The organism is Microcoleus sp. CAWBG27 (assembly GCF_020883145.1).
Lineage (GTDB): Bacteria > Cyanobacteriota > Cyanobacteriia > Cyanobacteriales > Microcoleaceae > Microcoleus.
The window spans coordinates 1-21,400 of the sequence record NZ_JAHREU010000003.1 but is presented as its reverse complement, the minus strand read 5'-3'; the positions used below and the strand labels follow the sequence as shown (position 1 = coordinate 21,400).

The following is a 21,400-nucleotide window of genomic DNA, read 5'->3' as shown; positions in this document are numbered from 1 at the left end:
AAGCAGGCTTTTCAAGAGTAGAGATTAAATAGAGTGACCGCTTTTGTAAAATATGCCCGAACTATCAAAAAACTAGGCGATGCCTCAAATGGCGATCGCGCCAGCTTGCCATAGGGGTACAACTTGAGCTAAAAAGTTGTTAAACCAACAACTGCACTTATGTCCAAAGCCAGCGAGCCCAATCACCCGTATCCACTGCTGGTTGTCATTGTTAACTACCGAACCCCTGGTTTAACCATTGACTGCTTGCGCTCTCTAGTTACCGAAGTGCGATCGCTCCCCGGTATGCGAGTTGCAGTTGCCGACAACGCATCAGGCGACAATTCTAGCGAACAAATAGCAGCCGCGATCGCAGCAGAAGGCTGGAGCGAATGGGCATCCTTCGTTCCCCTAGACCGCAACGGCGGATTTGCCTTCGGCAACAACGCCCTCATCCGTCCTGTCCTGCAATCCACCAATCCCCCCCCTTACTTCCTGCTGCTCAACCCAGACACCGTAGTTCGCCCGGGCGCCTTAAAAGCCCTCGTCGATTTCATGGACTCCCACCCCGACGCAGGCATCGCCGGCAGCCGCTTGGAAGACCCCGACGGAACGCCCCAGCATTCAGCTTTTCGGTTTCACGATTTCTTAACCGAACTCGATTTTGGTTGGCGGACGCGCTTTTTATCCAAATTATTGGCAAAGTGGAATGTAGCGCCTCCTATTTCCCAAGAAATCTGTCAAACTGATTGGGTAGCTGGAGCCAGCATGATCGTCCGTCGCGAAGTATTTGAAAAGATTGGCTTAATGGATGAAGCTTATTTCATGTATTGCGAAGAAATGGACTTTTGCCTGCAAGCGAACAAAGCTGGCTGGAGTTGCTGGTATGTACCTGAAAGTCGCGTGGTACACCTAGTAGGTCAAAGCTCAGGTGTGACTGACACCAAAAAACCCCCTAAGCGACTGCCACAGTATTGGTTTGATTCCCGGCGCAGGTACTTTCTCAAAAACTACGGCTTGGTTTACACAGCATTAACTGATGTCACCTGGGCTTCGGGCTTTGGAGCCTGGAGGGTGCGCCGCGTACTTCAAGGTAAGCCGGACGGCGATCCGCCAAAAATGCTCACCGATTTTATCATGAATAGTGTATTTTTTAAGGGAGGTAAGATTGAAGATTCAAAAAATTTTTAAAAGGTGTTTTTAAACAGTGGACAGTTGACAGTTGACAGTGGACAGTTGACAATTGACAGTTTGAGACCTATCTCTACCCTTAAGTCTGAGGATAGGATCAATCAATAGTCTGATTTTAACTTCTCCCTCAAAGGCTTTCGACTTTCAACCAATTCTTTCTGGTAAAGAAATCAAAACCCGATCGACTAGGTTAATCCTGGTAAACCAAATATTACTTCAGTTGACAGTTGACAGTTGACAGAACTTGAGAAAAGAAGGAAGAGGATTGGAGTAATGAATCGTCTTTTTTTGATTTCTCCCTACAAGGGTTTCGGCTTTCAACCAATTCTTTCAGATAATTCACCGCAGCACTTGGTGTTTGTGATTGAATAAACCGGGTGCATTCTCCCTAAAAAAAAACCAGAGAAATACTTTAATATCTGGGGCATCTAATAACAACTTAAACAAGACAGAGTGTTGAGTACAGCTTATGGTAACGGAGTCAAATTTAATAGCAACTGAAAATCAAGTAGACACCCCTCCACTCGGATTGTGGGAGCAGATTAAAGAAGACTGGATTGCTCACGGTCGCGATTGGACAAAACCGGGATTTCGCGCCGTAGCAGTTCAAAGATTCGGTGTCTGGAGAATGCAGGTAGAACCAAAACTGCTGCGGGCTCCCTTGAGCATTCTATATCGATCGCTCTACCGAAAAGTCCGCAACACCTACGGCATAGATTTGCCGTACACAGTCAAGCTCGGCCGCCGAGTCGTCATTGAACACGAAGGCTCTATCATCGTTCACGGATACTGCACTCTTGGTGACGACTGCATTATCCGCCAAGGCGTTACCCTGGGGAACCGCTACTTGGAAAAACCCCTAGAATCGCCTCAATTGGGCGATCGGGTGAACGTCGGCGCCGGAGCAAAAATTCTTGGCAAGGTCTACCTGGGAGACGACGTAAATATCGGTGCAAATGCTGTCGTTTTATCAGACGTTCCTGCTGGTCAAACTGCCGTTGGCATCCCTGCCAAAATCCTCAAATCCCGCCCAGTCGAAAACAATCCTTAAATTAGTACAAAAAAATGACCTGTCTCTTCTGTTACTTAAATAAACTAGACCTCTTGCAAAAATAATTAGGACGGGCTTTCTTGTTCATCCCACAAAAAAATAAATGTTGTGGGATGAACAGGAGAACTCGTCCCATAAATTGATAAAAAAGATTTTTGCAAGAGATTTAATAGAGATCTACCGCCTCTATAATCATAGACGTTTCTACGAAATCGTGGAGTTCTCTGGCAATTGTGATTGTTGCACGCAGGGTGCGATGGCTACTGCTTGTTCGTAGACATCAACCCGGTTAACTAAATAACTATAAGTTGACAATATAGTAATTCTGTATGAATTGTAACATTTTGTAGGTTAGTACCTCGCCGTGCCTACCAGGAAAACCTGGCAACAGACAAAAACCTTACAACTCAAATAGGATTGTCAGAGAATTTCAAAAAATATTGTCAATCACCAACCATCGATAGTATACTGATAACTGAAAATCACAGATTTATCAGTATACCTTATCTGTTGTATTGTACAAATAATGGTTCAATCAATAACTACATCTGTCGTTTCTGCCACAGAGCCAGATTGGAGCCGAGAAAAACTTTGGCAGTGGTGGGATCCCAGTCGCCAAGTTCTAAAATCTATCCGCGACTATCAAAAATGGCAGCAGCAAGGTGGAAAATTAGGCTATTTTTTATCTCGGTTCAATATAATCCAGCATAGATTCTGGAGCATTGTAGCTGGAACCGACATCCCTTTGAACTGCCAGATAGGAGGTGGACTCGTTATGCTTCATTCTAATGGCATAGTCATTCACCCAGAAGCATCTATTGGCCCGAACTGTATGATTTTTCAACAGGTTACAATTGTTGCTGATGTCCAAATTGGCGGTCACGTCGATATCGGTGCAGGAGCAAAAATTATTCGCTCCGTAACGATCGGCGATCATGCTTTGATAGGCGCCAATGCAGTGGTGATTTGCGACGTACCACCGGGCGCAACCGCAGTCGGAATACCAGCAAAAATTATCCCCAAAAAAGCCTAAGCCTGAAAATGCACTCCTAGAAATATTCGCAGGAAAAAGGAAGTTGTAGAGCAAGGATTCTTTCAGATAATTTTCTTATTTCCTTCCTAAACTTTTAATTTTTCCTTCATCAAATCTTTCCGGCGGCGTGCTACTTTTTCCCAGGTAAATTCCTCGGCTTGCTGGCGAGCATTATAACCCATCTGCGATCTCAACTCCGGGGACAAAGCAAGCTTTCGCAAACCTTCAACAAAAGCTTCAGAGTCGTAAGGGTCTATGACTATCCCATCTTTGCCGTCCCGCGCAATGGCCCCCGCTCCCATAGGTGAGGTGAGAACTGGCAACCCGTAAGCCATAGCTTCATAAGTAACCATCGGGCCACCATCTTCCAGACTCGGAAAGGCAAAAATGTCAGCTTCGCCATATACCCCCTCAATATTGACCGTGTAATTTATATGAGTTACATCCGATCGTCCTAAAATATCGCTGCAACTTTCGGCAATTGCAGGCTCCATGTCTCCGCAAAGCACCAGTCTGCCTTTAATGCCGGCTTTTTCCCAGGCCCTCAAGAGCAAGTGAGCTCCTTTTCTGACGCAGATGGTGCCCACAAATAGCACAGTAACGTTGTCTGATGGCTGTTTTTCGGACGAAATATTTGGGAAACGCTTGGGACACCACCCGTAACTGCTTGACATCAGTTTGTATTCGGGAACTCCTATTTCGAGAAAAGATTTTTTTACCTCTGGACTAGGAGAAAAAATGAAATCAGCCAAGCTCATTTCTTCATCTTCTTGCTGAATCATCGCATCTGTAATTCCATGTTGGGGAGCAATGCCCAAGCGACCGTAAGCATCGTCAAGAATATATTTTGCCTTCTTAGTAGAGCAGTTAATACGCTCAAAAAAAAGTGTTTTTCCCTGCTGCTTTACCTTTCTAACAGTTTCGATTGAAGTGCGAGGCCACAAGTAAACTGCATCAAAATCATTGATATCTCTCAGAAAACGCTTTTCAGCAGAAGATTGCGCAAAATTTCCGAGCCTGTAGTACACCCTTCTGAAATATGGGGGTACGCTTTCGACCATATTATACCCGCGATATGGCGGTGCACAACTGGGAACAACCATGCGGGTTTTAAAGTCTGGGTAATCCCACTGGCAAAGTGACAAAAATGTATGGCTAATTCCTTGACCGCTACAGTAAAAAGTGAACAAAGAACTGATATTTACCATGGTTGACTCTTTTAAATTCAAAAGGCTGGATCGGATATGACTTAATATATAATAAGCTAAACACGCTGTGACGGCCACTATAGCCACTCGCTCAAAGTTTGGGAATCAAGATATTGTGAAATTAGCTTGACATTTACTAAAATATTAAAATAACAGATCGCAAGTGGAATTCCAGAGGTAAGCTTTGAAACAAGTTGGATTGGTTGCTATCGGGCGGAATGAAGGATCTCGCCTCGGAGCGTGCTTGCTGTCAGCGATCGGCAAAGTAGCTTGCGTAGTTTATGTCGATTCCGGCTCAACAGACGGCAGCTTGGAATTAGCCCGATCGCTCGGAGCTGAGACAGTAGAACTCGACTTATCTACACCCTTTACAGCAGCACGCGCCAGAAATGCAGGATTTGCCAGCCTGCGACAAGCAGTTCCAGAAATCGAATTTGTCCAATTCGTAGACGGCGACTGCGAAATAGTTGATGGGTGGCTCGAATTTGCCCAGCAAAAACTCGCAGCACAACCTGAATTAGCTGTAGTGTGCGGGCGCCGCCGCGAGCGGTATCCCGATGCCACACCATACAATCGACTCTGCGACATTGAGTGGGACAGCCCGATCGGGGAAGCCAAAGCCTGTGGGGGCGACTCCATGATGCGGGCATCAGCCTTCGAGCAAGTCAGCGGTTTCAACCCCACACTGATCGCCGGCGAAGAACCGGAACTCTGCGTGCGGCTGCGCCAAAATGGTTGGAAAATCCAGCGATTAGATGCAGAAATGACCTTGCACGACGCCCAAATGACTCGTTTTGACCAGTGGTGGAAGCGCTGTCAAAGAGCAGGTCATGCCTACGCCGAAGGTTCCTGGTTGCACGGAAACACCCCCGAACGCCACTGGGTCAAAGACACCACCAGCATCTGGTTCTGGGGATTCGTTGTACCCGTGCTGGCAATCGGGACAGCGTGGGTTACGCACGGCTGGAGCCTGTTGTTGCTTTGGGGCTACCCAATACTTGGCTACCGCATCTATCGCCGGATGCAGCAAAACTTAAAATCAAAGGATGCTGCTCTCTACGCATTATCTTGCGTGTTGGGGAGATTTCCTCAATTGCAGGGTCAGATGCTGTTTCACAAACGCCGCTTGCTGGGACAGCGCAGCAACTTGATCGAATACAAGACATCAAGCCCATCAATTGAGCAAGTTACAATGAGTGCTAAGTCTACTAAGTAGGTCACTTACCATCAACTTAACTTGTTTTTTTGTAACTTCTTCCCTGTAATTGCAAGTCGGTTGTTGATGTAGGGGCGGATTTTTCATCAACCTCTACAGCCGACTCTCGCCTCGCAAAAAAATGCTTAATATCGATTAATCTCTTCAAAACTCAACTTCCAAATATCCATCGATCGTCAACAAAGGAATCTAACCAATGAACGCCCAAAAATTAAAAGTTTTACTAATTGTAGAGCAGTGCAATCCTGAATGGGCCTCCGTACCTTTGGTGGGGTACAATTTTGTCGAACAAATTAGCAAGCTAGTTGATGCAACACTTGTCACCCATGCTAGAAATAAATCCGCTATTCAAAAACACCCTGAATACGAAAAAGTCTTTTATCTTGAAGAAGGAAAGATTGCTACGCAGTATTACAAAGTAGTAGAAAAAATTACTGCGAATGGTAAAATAAATTGGCCGCTGTATAATGCTTTGAGCTACCCAATTTATGAAGAATTTAATCAGCAAGTATATCAAAAATTTCACTCCAAAATTCTCAAGGGAGATTATGACATAGTTCATGCAATTACCCCGATGATGCCGCGGTATCCGTTTAAGGTAGTCAGCGCCTGCAAAAACACTCCTTTTCTGCTAGGCCCAGTCAATGGAGGCATTCCTTTTCCACCAGGCTTTCAAGAAACTGCCAAACAAGAATTTGCTCAGTTCAACTTTTTGAGGGCAGTTGGTCGAGCCTTAATTCCAGGTTATGTAGAAACTTACAAAAAAGCCGACCAAATTTTGGCAGGTTCAACATATACCTTAAATATGCTCAAAGATTTGTTTGCGATCCCAGACCAGAGAATTCAACTATTTTACGAAAATGGTATTGCCAGTAGTTTCTTAAAACAAGAACCCAAAACAAAAAAGGGCGATCAGATAAATTTACTTTTTGTAGGTAGATTAGTTCCTTACAAATGTGCTGACATTCTCATCGAATCTGTGAATAGACTAGAACCAAAAATCAAAGAAAAAGTTCAATTAACAATAGTAGGTGACGGGCAAGAAAGAAAAGCATTAGAATCTCAAGTAGAGAAGCTTAACTTAGGAGAAAAAGTTAAGTTTGCTGGTTGGGTAGGTCAAGCAGAAACACTTGACTATTACAAGCAAGCGGATATTTTTTGCTTCCCTTCGATTAGGGAATTTGGTGGCGCAGTGGTAATGGAAGCTATGGCTTGCGGGTTGCCTTGTATTGTGCCAAACAATGGCGGTATAGCCGAATACGTGACTGAAGAAACTGGTTTTAAAATTGAGCCAACTTCTAGAGAGTATCTTACTCAGGAGTTAACAAATAAAATTCAGATTTTGGTCGAAGACGATCGTTTGCGAGAAGTTATGTCAGCTAAGTGTATCGCAAAAGCCAAAGAATTTACATGGGAGCCAAAGGCAGAAAAAATTGTTGAAATTTATCATAAAATGATTGACGCTAAAAATGTCGCTCGCTCTAAATAAGCTGTTGTAAATCTAGATTGTCTGTGGTAATTGAGGAGGAGAGGGGCAGCGGACTTGAAGATTTGTGTTCGGTTCCCCAAATATACAATTTAAAGGGGCAACAGCTTAGGGACTTGCAGCTTATACTATACCAATCCTGTAGTTGCTCCTTCGACCAGACAATTGCATGGCTGGGATTTTATTTATACGCAAGTCCCTTAGTACATCAATCAATTTTTTGGGTGGAAAACAATTTATGCGGATTGCAATTGTTGCTCAAAATGCTTCAACTAAGTTCGGGGGTGAGTCATTGCTGCCAGTGAACTACTTCCGAATACTTCGATCGCGTAACATAGAGACTTGGTTAATAGTCCACTCACGCACCCAGGCAGAACTAGAAGAGCTGTTTCCAGAAGATCGGGATCGAATGCACTTTGTACCCGACACTTGGGTACACAAGCTGTTCAACTTTTGCGGGCGATTCTTGTCTCCAAGGTTAAGTGCAGCTTCTTTAGGTGTGCTCAACCACCTGTACACCCAAGTGCTACAGCGCCGCATTGTCCGGCGGGTAGTGAGCGAATACCAGATTGATATTGTGCACGAGGTCACACCAGTCTCGGCAAAATTTCCTTCCCTGATGTTCGGATTGGGGGCGCCAACAGTCATGGGGCCGCTGAACACGTCGGTTAAATTTCCTCTAGCATTTCGTCGATCGCGCCAAAATCCGACCATCGATATTTTAATCGCGATCGGTTACCAGTGCGTCGATTTCTTCAATCGTCTTTTTCCCGGTAAAATCAAAGCGGAGACGGTTTTAGTTGCAAACGATCGCACGAAGCAAGCACTTCCGGCTGGGATGCAGGGTAAAATCATTGAACTTGTGGAAAACGGCGTGGATTTATCGGTGTGGCGATCGGAATCTAGGGCATCAAAGGAGCCTAATCAACAAATCCATTTTGTTTTCTTGGGGCGACTGGCAGACTGGAAGGGGGTAGACTTGCTACTGGAAGCCTTCGCCACTGTCGCCGCTCAAATGGATGCAGCTTGGGAAATCATCGGCGATGGGGAGATGCGAGGGGAACTCGAAGCTCAAACGGCTCGTTTGGGACTCGACAGCAGAGTTGTATTTAGCGGCTGGCTCTCTCACGAGCAGTGCGCTCTCAAAATGCAACAAGCTGATATAATGGTATGCCCCAGTTTGCGGGAGCCTGGGGGGGCGGTGGTGATGGAGGCAATGGCAGTAGGCTTGCCGGTCATTGCGACGAATTGGGGCGGCCCAGTGGATTATCTGGATTCGACTTGCGGTATTTTAGTAGAACCAGATTCCAGAGAAAGCTTTGTCAAAGGACTAACTGAAGCTATGCTAAAGCTCGCTCATTCACCTGAATTGCGACAGAGTATGGGTCAGGCTGGATGGGAGCGAGTGCGGGAGCATTTCGACTGGGAGCGCAAAGTCGATCGCATGATTGAAATTTATGAACAAACCATCGACACTTGCCAAAAGCATTAGCTAGTCAATCTAAAGCAGCAGCCTTCAGATTGAAAGCTGCTGCTTGGGCTTGCAAAAAAGTGCGTAATGGCTAAAAAAACCACTCTACATCCTCGCTAAAAACGGGTTAACCAGTATTTGGTTAACCCGCAAGCTTAGAAACACGCAGAGTTATTAATTTTGCACTACCAACTTGACGTTGGCGTTTTGCAAACCACGCTGCTTGACTGCTGCCAAGGTCTTGTTAACTGCGTACTTCTGGTTGATGGAGTTAATTAACTCAGTTTGATTGTGCTTTTTGGCAACGCCCCAGAGGTCTGCAATCAGATCAAAGGAACCGTCGCTATTGCGAGACCAACCCAGGTCATATTCGCCTTCCAGAGTCGCCACGATGTCGGAGCGAACGCGCTGACCATTATAGCCACGAACATCAGCTTCTGACTTGACTGAAATGCCCAAGTCACGTAGGGAAGCTTTCAGGATTTCGGCATCAGTGATTTTGGTACGCAGAGTGCTAAAGTGAGACATTGGATTTCCTCCTAATAAAACTGAGAGAGAAACAACAACGGTCTGGATTTAACGGTGCCGCTGGGCGGCTCTTCAATCGAACTGCTAGCTGTTGCTAGCCTTTGCTCCTGTTTGGACCAGGAGAAAGCTTTTAGAATTCCATTCGCTGGTATTCAGCGACGGAAGACGCAGCGGGCCGTGCGCGCTGTCTCGCCCAATCTCGGAGGGCGCTGACCTGTTCGGTCATGGTTTTAGACAGTGGCAATGTAGATTTAATGGCCGCGATGATATCTAACTGCGTAAACTCTCTATCTTGAGCGAAGGCCTCGTACATGGCTGCTACTAGCCCTTGCTCAATTTCTGCTCCTGAAAAGCCGTCGGAAACATTGGAAAGTTGCTCTAAATCGAAGCGAGAAATTTCCCGACGCCGTTTTGACAGGTGAATTTTGAATATATCTTGGCGTTCTTCTTTCGTTGGCAGGTCAACAAAGAAGAGCTCGTCGAATCGACCTTTCCTCAAGAATTCCCCCGGCAACCGCTCGATTCGGTTTGCTGTTGCCATTACGAAGACTGGGGAAGTTTTTTCTTGCATCCAAGTGAGGAATGAACCGAAAATTCGGCTGGAGGTTCCTCCGTCTGAGTCGGCCGAACCAGTGCCTCCTGCAAAGGCTTTGTCTAGTTCGTCGATGAAGAGGATGGCTGGGGAGATGGATTCTGCGGTTTTGAGGGCGTTGCGGAGGTTGGCTTCGCTGCGACCTACCATTGAGCCGTCGTAGACTCTACCCATATCTAGCCTTAGCAGGGGCAGTCCCCACAGGCGCGAGGTAGTCTTGGCAATCAGCGATTTTCCGCATCCGGGTACGCCGAGAATTAACATCCCTTTTGGTTGGGGCAAGCCGTATTCTCTCGCCCTTTCTGTAAAGGCGTTGGAACGCTGCTTGAGCCACCGTTTTAGTTCTTCTAAACCCCCGACTGCATCCAGGGTTTCGTCTTCTTCTACAAACTCTAGAATGCCGTTGCGCCGAATTAATTGCTTTTTCTCCGACAGAACTATGTCTACTTCTTCTTCGGTTAAGCGCCCCGTGGAAACTTGGGCTTTGCGATAAACTTTTTCAGCTTCATCCTTAGTCAATCCCAAGGCTGCTTTTAAAAGTTTTTCTCGCGCTTCTGTGGTAATGCGTCGCGATTTCGTTTGCTCCAACTGGCTAGACAATACTTGGTTTAGTTCCTTCATGTCTGGGAGCGCGAAGTCTAATACCACGACTTCCTTTTCTAGCTCGATCGGGATTTGCTGCAAAGGAGACATCAGGATAATTGTCTTTTGTGTTCCTTTGAAGTTGGCGATCGCATCACGCAACAACCTTGTTACGGTTGCATCATCTTTAAAAGGATGCAGGTCTTTGAATACATAGATAGTAGCGTTGTTGTTCGGTTCGCGCTGCCTAATCGCCCATTCAATAGCTGCCTGCGGCGAGAGGGTGCTTTGCTGAGTGTTTGCACGAGGTTGACCGTACTCTATCATGCCCTGGGTTACAGTCCAGACAAAGACTCGGCGCTGCGGCTTAGCTTGAGCTATTGCGGAAATTGCTTGCTCACACCGCTCTTCCTCGGATGTCACGAGGTAGATCAGAGGATATTGAGCTTGGATTAGTATACTGATCTCTTCTTGCATATTCCTCGACCCACTAGAGACGGTGCTATCTTTGCTGAATCTCAATGCTGCCATTAGCGCATTACTGAATGAGATTTCCAGTTATGGCTTTTTGAGCAAGCAAGGCATTCTTAGCAGGGAACCAATTCTTCCTCTCCCGGTTGGGCTGTGCTGGCACTGACGCCGGACACTTGCTTGACTGGAAGCTCCTGCTCAGCCAATACACTCGGCTGACTTGTTACCGATGCCAGTTCTCCATCTCGCATTACTACAGAACCCGTGCATTCTGGACAAGTGTACACCCGGTGGGTTTGTCCGTAGGAGGCTTCTACTTCGTCAACCAGTTCGGGGTTTCCTAGGTAGAAGACAATTGCCCTTTCTGCAATTGATGACATCGGTTCTGTTTCAACTGCGGCTTTGATTTTGAGCTGGCGATGCAGTTCAGGTGGAAGATACAGTGTAACTTTTTGCTTTTCTTGCATATCAGTGAATTGACTTACCCGGGTATGTATATTAGATTAGCCACTTAATTCTTTGCTGTCAAGCCTCTATGCTGCTTTAGCGTCATCTTGTAATATTTCGTTACAATTGCCGTAATTTTGGGGCGGTTAACAACGGAAAATAGAAGGATTTAGCTGATGAGGCAGCTATCAAGGTACGTTGTTGCGCTTCAGCGCTCTTATATATATATTGAAAGAGCGCTGAAGCGCAACAACGTACCTAAAGGCGAATGTTGGGAAAAAACTCTAATTTGAAAGCTGATTAGCCGATCGCCCCCCGAGATATGGGAAAATCAATCAGAGTCTGCCGATAAACATCCGGCAATCCCGTGTCAAAACACCGCCCTTGCACCACATAACCAGCCATTCCCTCCAACTCCCGCAACTTATCCAAACACGACGTTAACTGAAATTCGCCTCTTTCTCGAAAATTGGCATTAATATGTTCTGCCAAACAATCAAAGATTATAGGATCGAGGACATACATCCCAAACATTGATAAGAATAAATCCTCTGCCAAGCCTTCTACGCTTAAATGCTGCCGCGCATACTCGATATCCGGCTTTTCGTAAACTTGCGTCACCGACAAAATAGTATCTTGTTCCTGCCAAACTCCCGCCGCACAGCCGTAGTGATGAATTACATCAGATGGTGTTACCCTCAAACCAATGACGCTGTGCTGCACTTGCGAGTAAATATCCAATAGTTGGCGCGAACAAGAGCTTTCTGTTTGCGACGAGTAAATGTGATCGCCCAAAAGCAGGAGAAATGGCTCGTTGTTCACCCATTCCTTAGCACAAAATACCGCGTGGCCGAACCCTTCCTGGACATCCTGAGTGAGAATTGTAACGCGCTGGCCCAACTGTTGTAAATATTTGCTATAATCCTGATTTTGCTGAGACAGTTTTTGGAAAAGTTCGGGAGACGGCTTAGTTTTAAAGAAATCTTCAAAAAAAGTGCGATCGCCCTTTTGCACAACTATACCAACTTCCTCGATGCCCGCGCTCAAAGCTTCTTCCACAATTGCCAAAATTATCGGTTTAGCGCGGCCAGTGCGATCGATAATTGGCAAGAATTCCTTCTTCACTGCCTTAGTAGCCGGAAACATCCGAGTACCGAAACCGGCTGCCGGAATCACTGCTTTTTTGACTGTAGACTCGCACCGATTTTCACTCATACGGTTCTCTTCTGTGCGCCCTCTGCGCCTCTGCGGTTCCTTCATTAAATCATCTTTCAGATTGCGATTAACTCCATTGGTGACAACTTAAGACTAAAACCCTTCTTGATAAATCTCGTTTATATGCCGAGCCTAGATCCCCCTAAATCCCCCCGATAGTCGGGGGACTTTGAGAAGACTCCGGTTCCCCCCTTGTAGGGGCGGTGGATGGTGCGTGCCCGCCCTCTTGGCTCGTTCGGATCTAAATTTAATAGTTAAACAGCAGTCTGTGGATGGGTTTGAACTTAAGTTGTCACTCCTTGGATTAACTCTGAGAAGGAATAGTCATTTTCAGACATTCCATTTGGGGGAAATCCCGTTCAATAATATCGATAACTTGCTGTTGACTTTCATCGTCTTTGACGATAAACTGAGCAGTGCCGTCTCCTTGAGAACCGACACCCTTGCCGCCCAAAATATAAGGCTGAATCGGTTGATAGTTCAGGAGTTCGTGCAAGATGGGGGCCGTTAATTGCGATCGACAAGCGGGGATTAAATGCGTGTCAAATTCCCTCTGAGCAACTTTCATCAACTCGCCGATTTTGACCGCATCTCCTTGCTGCAAAGCTGAGGCGACCTCTTGCGTAATTTTAGCACTAATTAAACCAAGATATTTCTGCACGTTTTCTTGAACTTCATTCACAGGAAACGGATAAGCCTGATTTAGACTTGCCAGGATTTCTTGAGTATTTTTTCTCGCACCCAAATCTACTAGGACAAAAAACAAATCTTTGGGTACTTTTAACTCAACAACATCCATGTGCGTGCCGTCAAAAATCATCATAATCGATCGATTTCCGTAGGCGCAACCCTGATCCATACGGCCGCAGCGCGAAGGTGTGGCTGTTTCGCCTAAATAAGCCATTTCCATTTCGTCGCGGACGTTCATTTTTAAATCGTACAAGCGATTGAATGCGCGGGCTACTAACACGCAAATTGCGGCACTCGAAGACAAGCCTTTTTTAATTGGCAAATCTGTTAAATAATTGTCTATTTCTAGCCCTCCGACGCGGTAGTGTGTGAGAAATTGAGCAGCAACGCCGGCCACATAACTGAAAAAACTGCCTGTTTCGGCTTCTGCAAGCAGAGCAGTTTTATCCATCGGGAATGCAGCCTCAATTTTTGTACCGTCGTTCAAAGAAGTGCGAAAAATTAAATGTGTGGGATGTGGCTTAACTTCGGCATAAATTCCTCGATCGATACTGGCAATCAGAGTGTAGCCTTTTTCTATAGCGGGATTGAGCTGGCGGTAACCCGCTGCCCAATCGCTGTGTTCGCCAAACAGGCAAAGACGGCCTGGAACAAAAAGTTGCATCTATCCAAAGGTATCTATATTGCGATTACTTTAACCTGAAATGCCGTAATTTTACCAAAGTTCGATCGTCCTCTAGAGTGATGTATTTGACTGAGGTAATTTGTTCTAATAGGTGAAAACTTAGAGTTGAAGGAAGCAGTTGCAATGCGTAAGTTAAACATAGGTCTATCTGAAGAGCAACGTGCCGGTGTGATCGAACTATTGAATCACGACCTGTCAGATGCTTATCTGCTGTTAATCAAAACCAAAAAGTATCACTGGGATGTAGTTGGCCCGCAGTTTCGATCGCTCCACCAGTTGTGGGAAGAGCACTACCAGGCGTTAACAGTAAATATCGATGCTATGGCCGAACGGGTGAGAACTTTAGGTGGCTACCCAATTGGTACTGCTGAGGGTTTTCTGAAGTATGGTTCGATTAAAGAACATATCGGCGATTTGCCTTTGGCGACTGAGATGGTGTCGCGTTTAGTTGATGACCACGAACTGATTATTCGCAATCTCCGCAAACACGTCGAACAGTGCGGTGAAGAGTTTAAGGATGATGGAACGGCAGACTTTTTGACTGGTTTGATGGAACAGCACGAACAAATGGCTTGGATGTTGCGATCGTTTATTGAAGGGGAATCTATTTCGCCGGATGGTAAGCAGCCGAAAGCTAAAACTCCTACAGCTTCTCACGCTTAGATTATAGCTCGATCGAACAGATTTAACTGTTGTGAGTCAGAGAATTTCACCGCGATTCCCGCAGTACGACAGGGGTTGAAAACCCCTGTCTCATAGCGAAAGTCCTCTTTTAGAGGACTGGAGTTAACCTGATTTCGATCTGGTTTTTGAGTTGTTTTTTAACCGATTTTCGCCTTGAGGCAGGGGTTTAAACCCCTGCCGGACTCCGAGGAGAGCGTGCTTTTTGACAGATTTTGAGTAAGACATGATTACCGACAAATTTGATCTACATTCTCTACATAAAAAATTGATATTATTCTATAGCCTTTCTCAAAAAGATGAGGTATGACTGACAGCTTATATAATCAGTTCAACTACAATACCTCGGACTGTTTTTTGAGCAGCGACCCAAAGCCTCATTCTACCGTTAATATTTCACAGAGGCTGGAACCCAGAACCCTCATTCTACCGTTGGTCATTGAAAACTGTCCGGAGTATTGAACTAAAGATCGCAAATTAAATAATTTACAAAAAATCGCAAATTAAATAATTTACACAAGTTTGTGGGATGGGCGAGAAAGCCCGTCTGTTCTGGACCGGCTCTCCCGCCCATCCCACAAGAACAATAAAGATTGTAAGTTATTTAATTCTCATTCCTAAGAGGGCTGAAGCCCAACAACGTACCTCATCTTTCCGAGAACCGCTATAGTTCTAGATTTCCTAAACTCTTCAACCGCATTCTTTCATAAACCTGCGACGGCAACATTCTGTGAATATTCATTCGCTTTTCGATCGCAGCAATTGTCGTCCCGGCACTTGAATCCGATGTTTGCTTCAACTCCAATCCCGATTCACTTCTCGATCCTAATATCATTTTTAACATACTTTCTATTGCCAACAAATACAAATTATGCCGCAGCAAAACCATTAAAAAATCTTCTTTTAAAGCTCGATACAGCCACAACAGCGTACTCCGGTAATTGCCGTTGCGGTTGCTTTTTACAGCTAGATAAATGTAAAAATTACTGCTAGACCAGCAGTAAACTTTCTCGGGAACCTTCGAGTGATACCGCCGGACATCTGCCATAATTAACGAATGGCCTTTTGCCATTGCTGCATAATTGCAAGACATACTGCTGGCAATTTGTCGGTAGCCGACTAAATACTCCGGTACTACTTTAAATTGATAGTATTGGGCGATGCGGAGGTGCAATTCCCAGTCTTCGCAACCTTGAGCATTTTCTAGTTTGAATTTGCAGTTGTAGCCTCCGAATTTTTCAAAGCAAGCGCGGCGGATTAGAGATGAACTGGCATTGCCGATAAAATATTTATAAACTAAGGCATCGTGAACCGATCCTTCGATTGTTGAGTTGTAAAATCCACCTGTCAGCAAACCTTCTTCGTTAATATCTAATGACCAGGAATAAACAACTCCAACAAAAGATTCCGATTTTGTCAGGCATTCAACTTGTTTTTCCAGGTTTTGCGGGTACCAAATATCGTCAGCGTCGATCGGAGCAATATGTTCGCCTTTTGAGTGTAAATAGGCTAGGTTGCGAGCGACGGCTACACCTGCATTTTGCTGCTGCAATAAAGTGATTCGCCTATCTTTTTGAGCAAAAGATTTGATGATTTCAGCGGTTGTGTCTGTAGAGCCGTCGTCCACAACTAAAATTTCTATATTCTGATAAGTTTGAGATAGCACAGACTCGAGTGTTTGGGCAATAAATTCCTCAGCATTGTAAGCCGGTATAATTACTGAAATTAATGGCTGATTTAAATTGTGTTTGGTGTTGTTCATGCGATATAAAAACTTTTTTATGTAAAAATTTTGACTCTCAGGCACCGATTTAATGGTATCTTAACAAAGACCTAAGGTCGATCGCACACCGTCGAAAATTTGCAGGCGTACAGTTGAAATATATTGCCAAAACTCATCAAATGTGCATTGACACAGCAGTCGGGATACAGACTTGGTGCAGGAGTGACTCGCCGATCGCATATATAAAATCAACTGTACTGGGCAACTCGCGATCGCCGGAGAGTCTCAGTATATCATATGTTGCTTTTTATACTTGCTACGGTCGAAAAAAATCAAATTCTTGTGCGGTGGAATACTCTGAAACACAATGGCTGGTGGGGCTTTTTAGAAGGTTTACAAAAACAATGATATATATAAAGATTTCGTAAAGCTGTTGTCTTCATCAGGTGAGTCTCAGCCAGATGTGGCTTAGAATACAGGCATGAATGGGGATCAATGCAGCCTACATTGCCAGCAAAAAATTTAGTTGAAGATAAACAGAAATCGGGTTATAAACAAAAATGTAGAGCTGATTTTACTTTTCGTAAAGTAGGAGCATTGAAATTCAATCATTGGTTTTCCATGCAATTCAAAACAAACTCGGTAATGATTTATACCAACGAACCGACTGTATCCGTAATTATCCCAGTCCACAACGGGGGAGCTTACTTCCGCACCTGTTTGTCAAAACTGGCTCAAGCTAGACCGAAGCCGATCGAGATTATTGTAGTAGCAGATGGCGAAAGCGACGGTTCTTGGCGTCTGGCCAAGGAATTCGGCGCCAAAGTCATCAGAATTCCCGAATGCGGCGGCCCCGCCCGAGCGAGAAATTTGGGAGCGCAAGCTGCGAAGGGAGATATTCTGTTTTTTGTGGATGCTGATGTCGCTGTTTGTCCTGAGGCTGTGGGTTATGCGAAATCGGTGTTCAAAAATAATCCCTACTTAGCTGCTTTGATCGGTTCCTATGACGATGCTCCTGGAGATCCCGATTTTTTATCGCAGTACAGGAACTTGCTCCACCACTACGTGCACCAAACAGGTAATGAAGAAGCTTCGACTTTTTGGGGCGCTTGCGGAGTAATTCGCCGGGAAATTTTTTTGCAGATGGGTGGCTTTAATGAGAGTTACCGCCAAGCTTCGATCGAGGATATTGAGCTGGGCTACCGTTTGAAACAAGCCGGTTATAAAATTCGACTGTGCAAAACATTGCAAGTCAAGCATTTAAAGCGGTGGGAAGCCGTGGGGATGGTGAAAGCTGACTTTTTTTACCGAGCGCTGCCTTGGACTGAACTGATTTGGCGCGATCGCAAATTGAATAATGACCTCAACTTGCAAGTATCGAACCGAATTAGTGTAGTTTTAACTTATGCCATGCTGCTGGCAGTGGTGGGGACGTGCTGGTCGCTGAACTTTCTGCTATTGGCTGGGTTGCTGGCAATACCCTTAGTAGCAATTAATTCAGATCTTTATCGATTTTTTCAGCAAAAACACGGTATCTTATTTGCACTGAAAACCATTCCTTGGCACTGGCTTTTCTATTTTTACAGCGGACTGGCATTTGCGATCGGCACTGCTCGCCACTTATCCCAAAAAAAGCTGTTGACTGGCAAAGTTAGGTTGCCAGTATCCGCTCAATAAATCAAGACAAATTGTCCTTCAGCTTCTAGCCGATCGATATTTTATCAGGGTATTCACTGGTGCATATATTAATTTTAGAAGTTATAAATAATTGTATAGTGGTATAAAAAGGCTGGAGGTAGGCTGAGTGAAACATTATCCTGTGGCGATCGTCGGTGCTGGGCCTGCGGGTTTGACTGCTGCTTACGAGCTAGTCAAGCAAGGCATCGTGCCAGTCGTACTGGAAAAAGGGGATAAAGTTGGCGGGTTGGCCCGCACCGAAAGCTACAAAGGCTATCGTTTCGACATTGGCGGCCACCGATTTTATACTAAAGTTGCAGCGGTGCAGCAGTTGTGGCAAGAGGTACTGGGAAATGAGTTTATTAAAGTGCCGCGCTTGTCGCGAATTTTTTATAGAGGTAAATTTTTTAACTATCCGATCGGGGCCTTCAATACTCTGTTTAATTTGGGAATAATTGAGAGTGCGCTGATTATTGTGAGCTATCTGAGAGTTAGACTCTGGCCGCTTCCCAAAGAAGAAACTTTTGAACAGTGGGTGATCAATCGTTTTGGCGATCGCTTGTACAAAACATTTTTTAAGACTTATACAGAAAAAGTTTGGGGAATTCCCTGTTCGGAAATTCAAGCGGATTGGGCGGCGCAACGGATTAAAGGATTGTCGCTGACAACAGCGATAATTAATGCTTTGTTTGGCAGTAACGATACTAAAACGTTAATAAAAGAGTTTGACTATCCGGCTTTGGGGCCGGGGATGATGTGGGAAAAGTTCGCCGAAGCTGTGGAAGATAAAGACGGCAAAGTTTATCTCGATACCAAGGTGATTAGCTTTGAGCGTGAAGGTAATAAAATTAAAAGTATTACTGCTGAGCATAACGGAGAATTAGTTGAATATTCGGCCGATAATTTCATTACGAGTATGCCGATATCGGCGCTGGTAGCACGGATGAAACCGCAGCCGCCTGAGCCAGTGTTGCACGCAGCGCGATCGCTAAAATATCGAGATTTTTTGATTGTATCGCTGATTGTCGATCGCCCAAGTTTGTTTCCTGACAACTGGATTTACATTCATTCTCCCGAAGTGAAAGTCGGACGGATTCAGAATTTTAAGAATTGGAGTGCTGCATTGGTTCCCGATGCGAGCAAAACTTGTTTGGGAATGGAGTATTTTTGCAATGAAGGCGAGGAACTTTGGCAAATGTCGGATGCTGAACTTGTGGAGTTAGCAACTCGTGAGTTGGCTGAGTTGGGTTTGGCAAAAATGGCAGATGTTAAGGATGGGGTGGTGCTGAGGCAGCCGAAGGCTTATCCTGTTTACGATGCCGAATATCGCGGACATTTGCGGGTTTTGGAAGGTTTTTTGACTGGGATGGAGAATTTGCAGACGATCGGGCGAAATGGTATGCACCGATACAACAACCAAGACCATTCTATGCTGACGGGGATGCTGGCGGTGAGAAATCTGCTTGGGGAAAAGCACGATTTGTGGGATGTGAATACTGAGCGATCGTACTATGAAGACTTTAGTGTCGATCGATCCAAGGAAAAAAGCGAGGCATCTTTAATCGCGCAGTCCAGTGGATATTTGTGAACTCTAGTTGTGACAATGTGAGTTAACTCAGACTTGAAATGGCGATCGCCCGCTCATATTTTCTGCATAATCTTGTAGAGCCGATCCCTTGCGCCGCTTCATCCGGGGCAAGTACGGGCGGACTCCCCTCTACATCTACCACAACCTGTTTAGGTGCTCTGAAGTGCAAATATTGTATATTGGTTAATTAAACTGACCATTTTTTTCACTTTTCACTCTCGGAGTCGTTTTTCTATGCTCCAAAGACTATACGTACATAACTTCAGATGCTTGGAGAACTTTGAACTGATTCTCAAAGAGATGCCATCCTCCCTTTTAATTGGGAAAAATGGTGCAGGTAAATCAACCATCCGTGTTGTATTGGAAATCCTTCAACACATCGGTCGAGGCATTAACAGAATGCGTGACTTTGATAAAAATCATCTGGGTCTTATCGATCCGAAAGATTTCAATCGAGGCAGGTCTGATGTTCCAATTCGATTTGAGATAGAAGTATTACTTGACAATAAACTATACAAATATATCCTAGCATTGGAATTACCAGAAAACTTTAGAGAGCTTCGAGTTTTTGAAGAGCAACTGTTAATTTCAGGAAATCCAATTTACTCTCGCAAGGAAGCCCAAGTCACTCTTTACACCAGCCACAGCCAACGCAATCTTGAAGCTCAGTTTCTGGTGGATTGGCATCTCGTTGCTCTTCCAGTGATTCAGGAACAATCAGAAACCGATCCGCTTCGTATTTTCAAAACTTGGCTGGCCCGCACGATTATTTTAGCCCCGATCCCAAGCCTGATGACTGGAGACTCTAACGGGGAAACGTTGGAGCCAAAACGAGACGGTTCAAACTTTGGGGAGTGGTTCTCTGGGTTACTCAGTCGTTACCCTGCTGCCTACACACAGGCTTACAGACACCTCCAAGAAGTTATGCCTGACTTTCAGGATTTTCTGAATGAACAAATCGGGAAAGACTCTAAAAGTATGATTGTTAGGTTTGAAGCAAAGAATGCCAATCTGAGTGTTGACTTTAAAGACTTATCTGATGGGGAGAAATGCTTTTTTCTTTGTGCTGTTGTCTTAGCTGCTAACAAGTATTACGGCCCACTTTTTTGCTTTTGGGACGAACCCGATAACTATCTTTCCCTGTCAGAGGTTGGACATTTTGTTACATCACTGCGACGTTCATTTAAGGATAGCGGTCAGATTGTAGCAACCTCACATAATGAGGAAGCAATCAGAAAGTTTTCAAATGAAAATACCTTTGTACTCGATCGAAAAAGTCACCTAGAGCCAACCTTAGTTAGGTTGCTGGGCGATATACCTGTCAGTGGGGATCTTGTAGATACCTTGATTCGTGGCGACATAGAATTATGACTGTGAATAAGTATCAAGACCATGTTCTTGTGTTGCCTGAAGATGATGCTAATCGCCAAATTGCCACCGGATTCATTCTCAACTCAAACGTTATTAATGAACGTGCTATTCAAGTCTTGCCAATTGCTAATGGTTGGGGAAAAGTTGTGGATAATTTTCAAGACAATCATGTATCTGAAATGCGAAGACTTCCACAAAGAATGATGGTCTTGATGATTGATTTTGATGAAGATTATGACAATAGGTTTAAGTATGTAAAGGATCGGATTCCCGATGATTTAGAAAATAGAGTATTTGTTATTGGAGTATTATCTGAACCAGAGAAGTTAAGGAGCGATATTAGAAAGAGTTTTGAAAATATCGGAGAAGCCCTTGCAAATGACTGTTCTGATAGGGTGCATCTCACTTTGGCGAAGGTGTCAAAAAAGAGTTAAAATGAAAAAGCTAGTAAAATCCTCAAATAAAGATGAGGCAAATAAAATGACACCATCAGACCAACAAAAGCTAAAAAGCCA

At 44.8% G+C, this 21,400-nt stretch carries 18 protein-coding genes; 11 read left to right on the top strand and 7 right to left on the bottom strand.

Features of this window, described 5'->3' with window-relative positions; translation table 11 throughout:
• The first annotated feature begins 159 nt into the window (after positions 1-159).
• From QZ938_RS02545 to QZ938_RS02535, 3 genes are all read left to right on the top strand, one after another.
• Positions 160-1,170, top strand: a complete 1,011-nt coding sequence (locus QZ938_RS02545; RefSeq protein ID WP_293157453.1) for a glycosyltransferase family 2 protein — start codon at positions 160-162, stop codon at positions 1,168-1,170.
• A 469-nt stretch (positions 1,171-1,639) separates the two neighbouring features.
• The gene (locus QZ938_RS02540; RefSeq protein WP_293347688.1) at positions 1,640-2,221 is read left to right on the top strand and encodes a serine acetyltransferase; all 582 of its coding nucleotides are present in this window, start codon (positions 1,640-1,642) and stop codon (positions 2,219-2,221) included.
• Positions 2,222-2,747: 526 nt separating this feature from the next.
• Positions 2,748-3,254, top strand: coding sequence for a serine acetyltransferase (locus QZ938_RS02535; protein WP_293157446.1), 507 nt, complete (start codon positions 2,748-2,750; stop codon positions 3,252-3,254).
• Positions 3,255-3,340: 86 nt separating this feature from the next.
• On the opposite strand, the gene QZ938_RS02530 is transcribed toward QZ938_RS02535, so the two are convergent.
• Entirely contained in the window at positions 3,341-4,462 is a 1,122-nt protein-coding gene (locus QZ938_RS02530; protein WP_293157443.1) for a glycosyltransferase family 4 protein, read from the bottom strand.
• A gap of 184 nt (positions 4,463-4,646) precedes the next feature.
• On the opposite strand from QZ938_RS02530, the gene QZ938_RS02525 reads away from it, so the two are divergent.
• The 3 genes from QZ938_RS02525 (at position 4,647) to QZ938_RS02515 (ending at position 8,656) form a co-directional block, all read left to right on the top strand.
• Positions 4,647-5,678, top strand: a complete 1,032-nt coding sequence (locus QZ938_RS02525; protein WP_293347685.1) for a glycosyltransferase family 2 protein — start codon at positions 4,647-4,649, stop codon at positions 5,676-5,678.
• Between the two features lie 196 nt (positions 5,679-5,874).
• Positions 5,875-7,167: a glycosyltransferase family 4 protein gene (locus QZ938_RS02520; RefSeq protein ID WP_293157437.1), complete on the top strand. Its 1,293-nt coding sequence runs from the start codon at positions 5,875-5,877 to the stop codon at positions 7,165-7,167.
• A gap of 235 nt (positions 7,168-7,402) precedes the next feature.
• Positions 7,403-8,656 (top strand): glycosyltransferase family 4 protein, encoded by a 1,254-nt coding sequence (locus tag QZ938_RS02515; RefSeq protein ID WP_293347682.1) that lies wholly within the window; start codon positions 7,403-7,405, stop codon positions 8,654-8,656.
• Between the two features lie 153 nt (positions 8,657-8,809).
• Here QZ938_RS02515 and QZ938_RS02510 read toward each other — a convergent pair whose 3' ends face one another.
• From QZ938_RS02510 to QZ938_RS02490, 5 genes are all read right to left on the bottom strand, one after another.
• On the bottom strand, positions 8,810-9,163 hold the full coding sequence (locus QZ938_RS02510) for a DUF1257 domain-containing protein (protein WP_096832348.1): 354 nt from the start codon (positions 9,161-9,163) through the stop codon (positions 8,810-8,812).
• Positions 9,164-9,293: 130 nt separating this feature from the next.
• Positions 9,294-10,814 (bottom strand): AAA family ATPase, encoded by a 1,521-nt coding sequence (locus tag QZ938_RS02505; RefSeq protein ID WP_293132029.1) that lies wholly within the window; start codon positions 10,812-10,814, stop codon positions 9,294-9,296.
• Positions 10,815-10,924: 110 nt separating this feature from the next.
• Positions 10,925-11,275, bottom strand: a complete 351-nt coding sequence (locus QZ938_RS02500) for a hypothetical protein (RefSeq protein ID WP_193974745.1) — start codon at positions 11,273-11,275, stop codon at positions 10,925-10,927.
• A 280-nt stretch (positions 11,276-11,555) separates the two neighbouring features.
• Positions 11,556-12,470, bottom strand: a complete 915-nt coding sequence (locus tag QZ938_RS02495) for a sugar phosphate nucleotidyltransferase (protein ID WP_293347679.1) — start codon at positions 12,468-12,470, stop codon at positions 11,556-11,558.
• A gap of 304 nt (positions 12,471-12,774) precedes the next feature.
• Positions 12,775-13,824: a GHMP kinase gene (locus tag QZ938_RS02490; RefSeq protein ID WP_293347676.1), complete on the bottom strand. Its 1,050-nt coding sequence runs from the start codon at positions 13,822-13,824 to the stop codon at positions 12,775-12,777.
• Positions 13,825-13,968: 144 nt separating this feature from the next.
• On the opposite strand from QZ938_RS02490, the gene QZ938_RS02485 reads away from it, so the two are divergent.
• Positions 13,969-14,508: a Dps family protein gene (locus tag QZ938_RS02485; protein ID WP_293153234.1), complete on the top strand. Its 540-nt coding sequence runs from the start codon at positions 13,969-13,971 to the stop codon at positions 14,506-14,508.
• A gap of 682 nt (positions 14,509-15,190) precedes the next feature.
• Here QZ938_RS02485 and QZ938_RS02480 read toward each other — a convergent pair.
• Positions 15,191-16,288: a glycosyltransferase family A protein gene (locus QZ938_RS02480; protein WP_293347673.1), complete on the bottom strand. Its 1,098-nt coding sequence runs from the start codon at positions 16,286-16,288 to the stop codon at positions 15,191-15,193.
• Positions 16,289-16,894: 606 nt separating this feature from the next.
• Between QZ938_RS02480 and QZ938_RS02475 the strand changes: the two genes are divergently transcribed.
• From QZ938_RS02475 to QZ938_RS02460, 4 genes are all read left to right on the top strand, one after another.
• Complete coding sequence (locus tag QZ938_RS02475) at positions 16,895-17,926, top strand: glycosyltransferase family 2 protein (RefSeq protein WP_293347670.1); 1,032 nt, start codon at positions 16,895-16,897, stop codon at positions 17,924-17,926.
• Between the two features lie 127 nt (positions 17,927-18,053).
• Positions 18,054-19,514 (top strand): NAD(P)/FAD-dependent oxidoreductase, encoded by a 1,461-nt coding sequence (locus tag QZ938_RS02470; protein ID WP_293153238.1) that lies wholly within the window; start codon positions 18,054-18,056, stop codon positions 19,512-19,514.
• 234 nt (positions 19,515-19,748) lie between these two features.
• Positions 19,749-20,885, top strand: coding sequence for an AAA family ATPase (locus QZ938_RS02465; RefSeq protein WP_293153240.1), 1,137 nt, complete (start codon positions 19,749-19,751; stop codon positions 20,883-20,885).
• A 2-nt stretch (positions 20,886-20,887) separates the two neighbouring features.
• Positions 20,888-21,319 carry a hypothetical protein gene (locus QZ938_RS02460; protein ID WP_293347667.1) on the top strand — a complete coding sequence of 144 codons (432 nt, stop codon included), beginning with the start codon at positions 20,888-20,890 and terminating at the stop codon, positions 21,317-21,319.
• Positions 21,320-21,400 lie beyond the last annotated feature (81 nt).

What these genes read in the sequence shown, in the direction of transcription:
- QZ938_RS02505 (WP_293132029.1), bottom strand. Translation starts at nt 10,814, where the DNA reads ATGCAAGAAGAGATCAGTATACTAATCCAAGCTCAATATCCTCTGATC.
- QZ938_RS02495 (WP_293347679.1), bottom strand. Translation starts at nt 12,470, where the DNA reads ATGAGTGAAAATCGGTGCGAGTCTACAGTCAAAAAAGCAGTGATTCCG.
- QZ938_RS02475 (WP_293347670.1), top strand. Translation starts at nt 16,895, where the DNA reads ATGATTTATACCAACGAACCGACTGTATCCGTAATTATCCCAGTCCAC.
- QZ938_RS02515 (WP_293347682.1), top strand. Translation starts at nt 7,403, where the DNA reads ATGCGGATTGCAATTGTTGCTCAAAATGCTTCAACTAAGTTCGGGGGT.
- QZ938_RS02510 (WP_096832348.1), bottom strand. Translation starts at nt 9,163, where the DNA reads ATGTCTCACTTTAGCACTCTGCGTACCAAAATCACTGATGCCGAAATC.
- QZ938_RS02520 (WP_293157437.1), top strand. Translation starts at nt 5,875, where the DNA reads ATGAACGCCCAAAAATTAAAAGTTTTACTAATTGTAGAGCAGTGCAAT.
- QZ938_RS02490 (WP_293347676.1), bottom strand. Translation starts at nt 13,824, where the DNA reads ATGCAACTTTTTGTTCCAGGCCGTCTTTGCCTGTTTGGCGAACACAGC.
- QZ938_RS02485 (WP_293153234.1), top strand. Translation starts at nt 13,969, where the DNA reads ATGCGTAAGTTAAACATAGGTCTATCTGAAGAGCAACGTGCCGGTGTG.
- QZ938_RS02465 (WP_293153240.1), top strand. Translation starts at nt 19,749, where the DNA reads ATGCTCCAAAGACTATACGTACATAACTTCAGATGCTTGGAGAACTTT.
- QZ938_RS02545 (WP_293157453.1), top strand. Translation starts at nt 160, where the DNA reads ATGTCCAAAGCCAGCGAGCCCAATCACCCGTATCCACTGCTGGTTGTC.
- QZ938_RS02500 (WP_193974745.1), bottom strand. Translation starts at nt 11,275, where the DNA reads ATGCAAGAAAAGCAAAAAGTTACACTGTATCTTCCACCTGAACTGCAT.
- QZ938_RS02540 (WP_293347688.1), top strand. Translation starts at nt 1,640, where the DNA reads ATGGTAACGGAGTCAAATTTAATAGCAACTGAAAATCAAGTAGACACC.
- QZ938_RS02530 (WP_293157443.1), bottom strand. Translation starts at nt 4,462, where the DNA reads ATGGTAAATATCAGTTCTTTGTTCACTTTTTACTGTAGCGGTCAAGGA.
- QZ938_RS02535 (WP_293157446.1), top strand. Translation starts at nt 2,748, where the DNA reads ATGGTTCAATCAATAACTACATCTGTCGTTTCTGCCACAGAGCCAGAT.
- QZ938_RS02480 (WP_293347673.1), bottom strand. Translation starts at nt 16,288, where the DNA reads ATGAACAACACCAAACACAATTTAAATCAGCCATTAATTTCAGTAATT.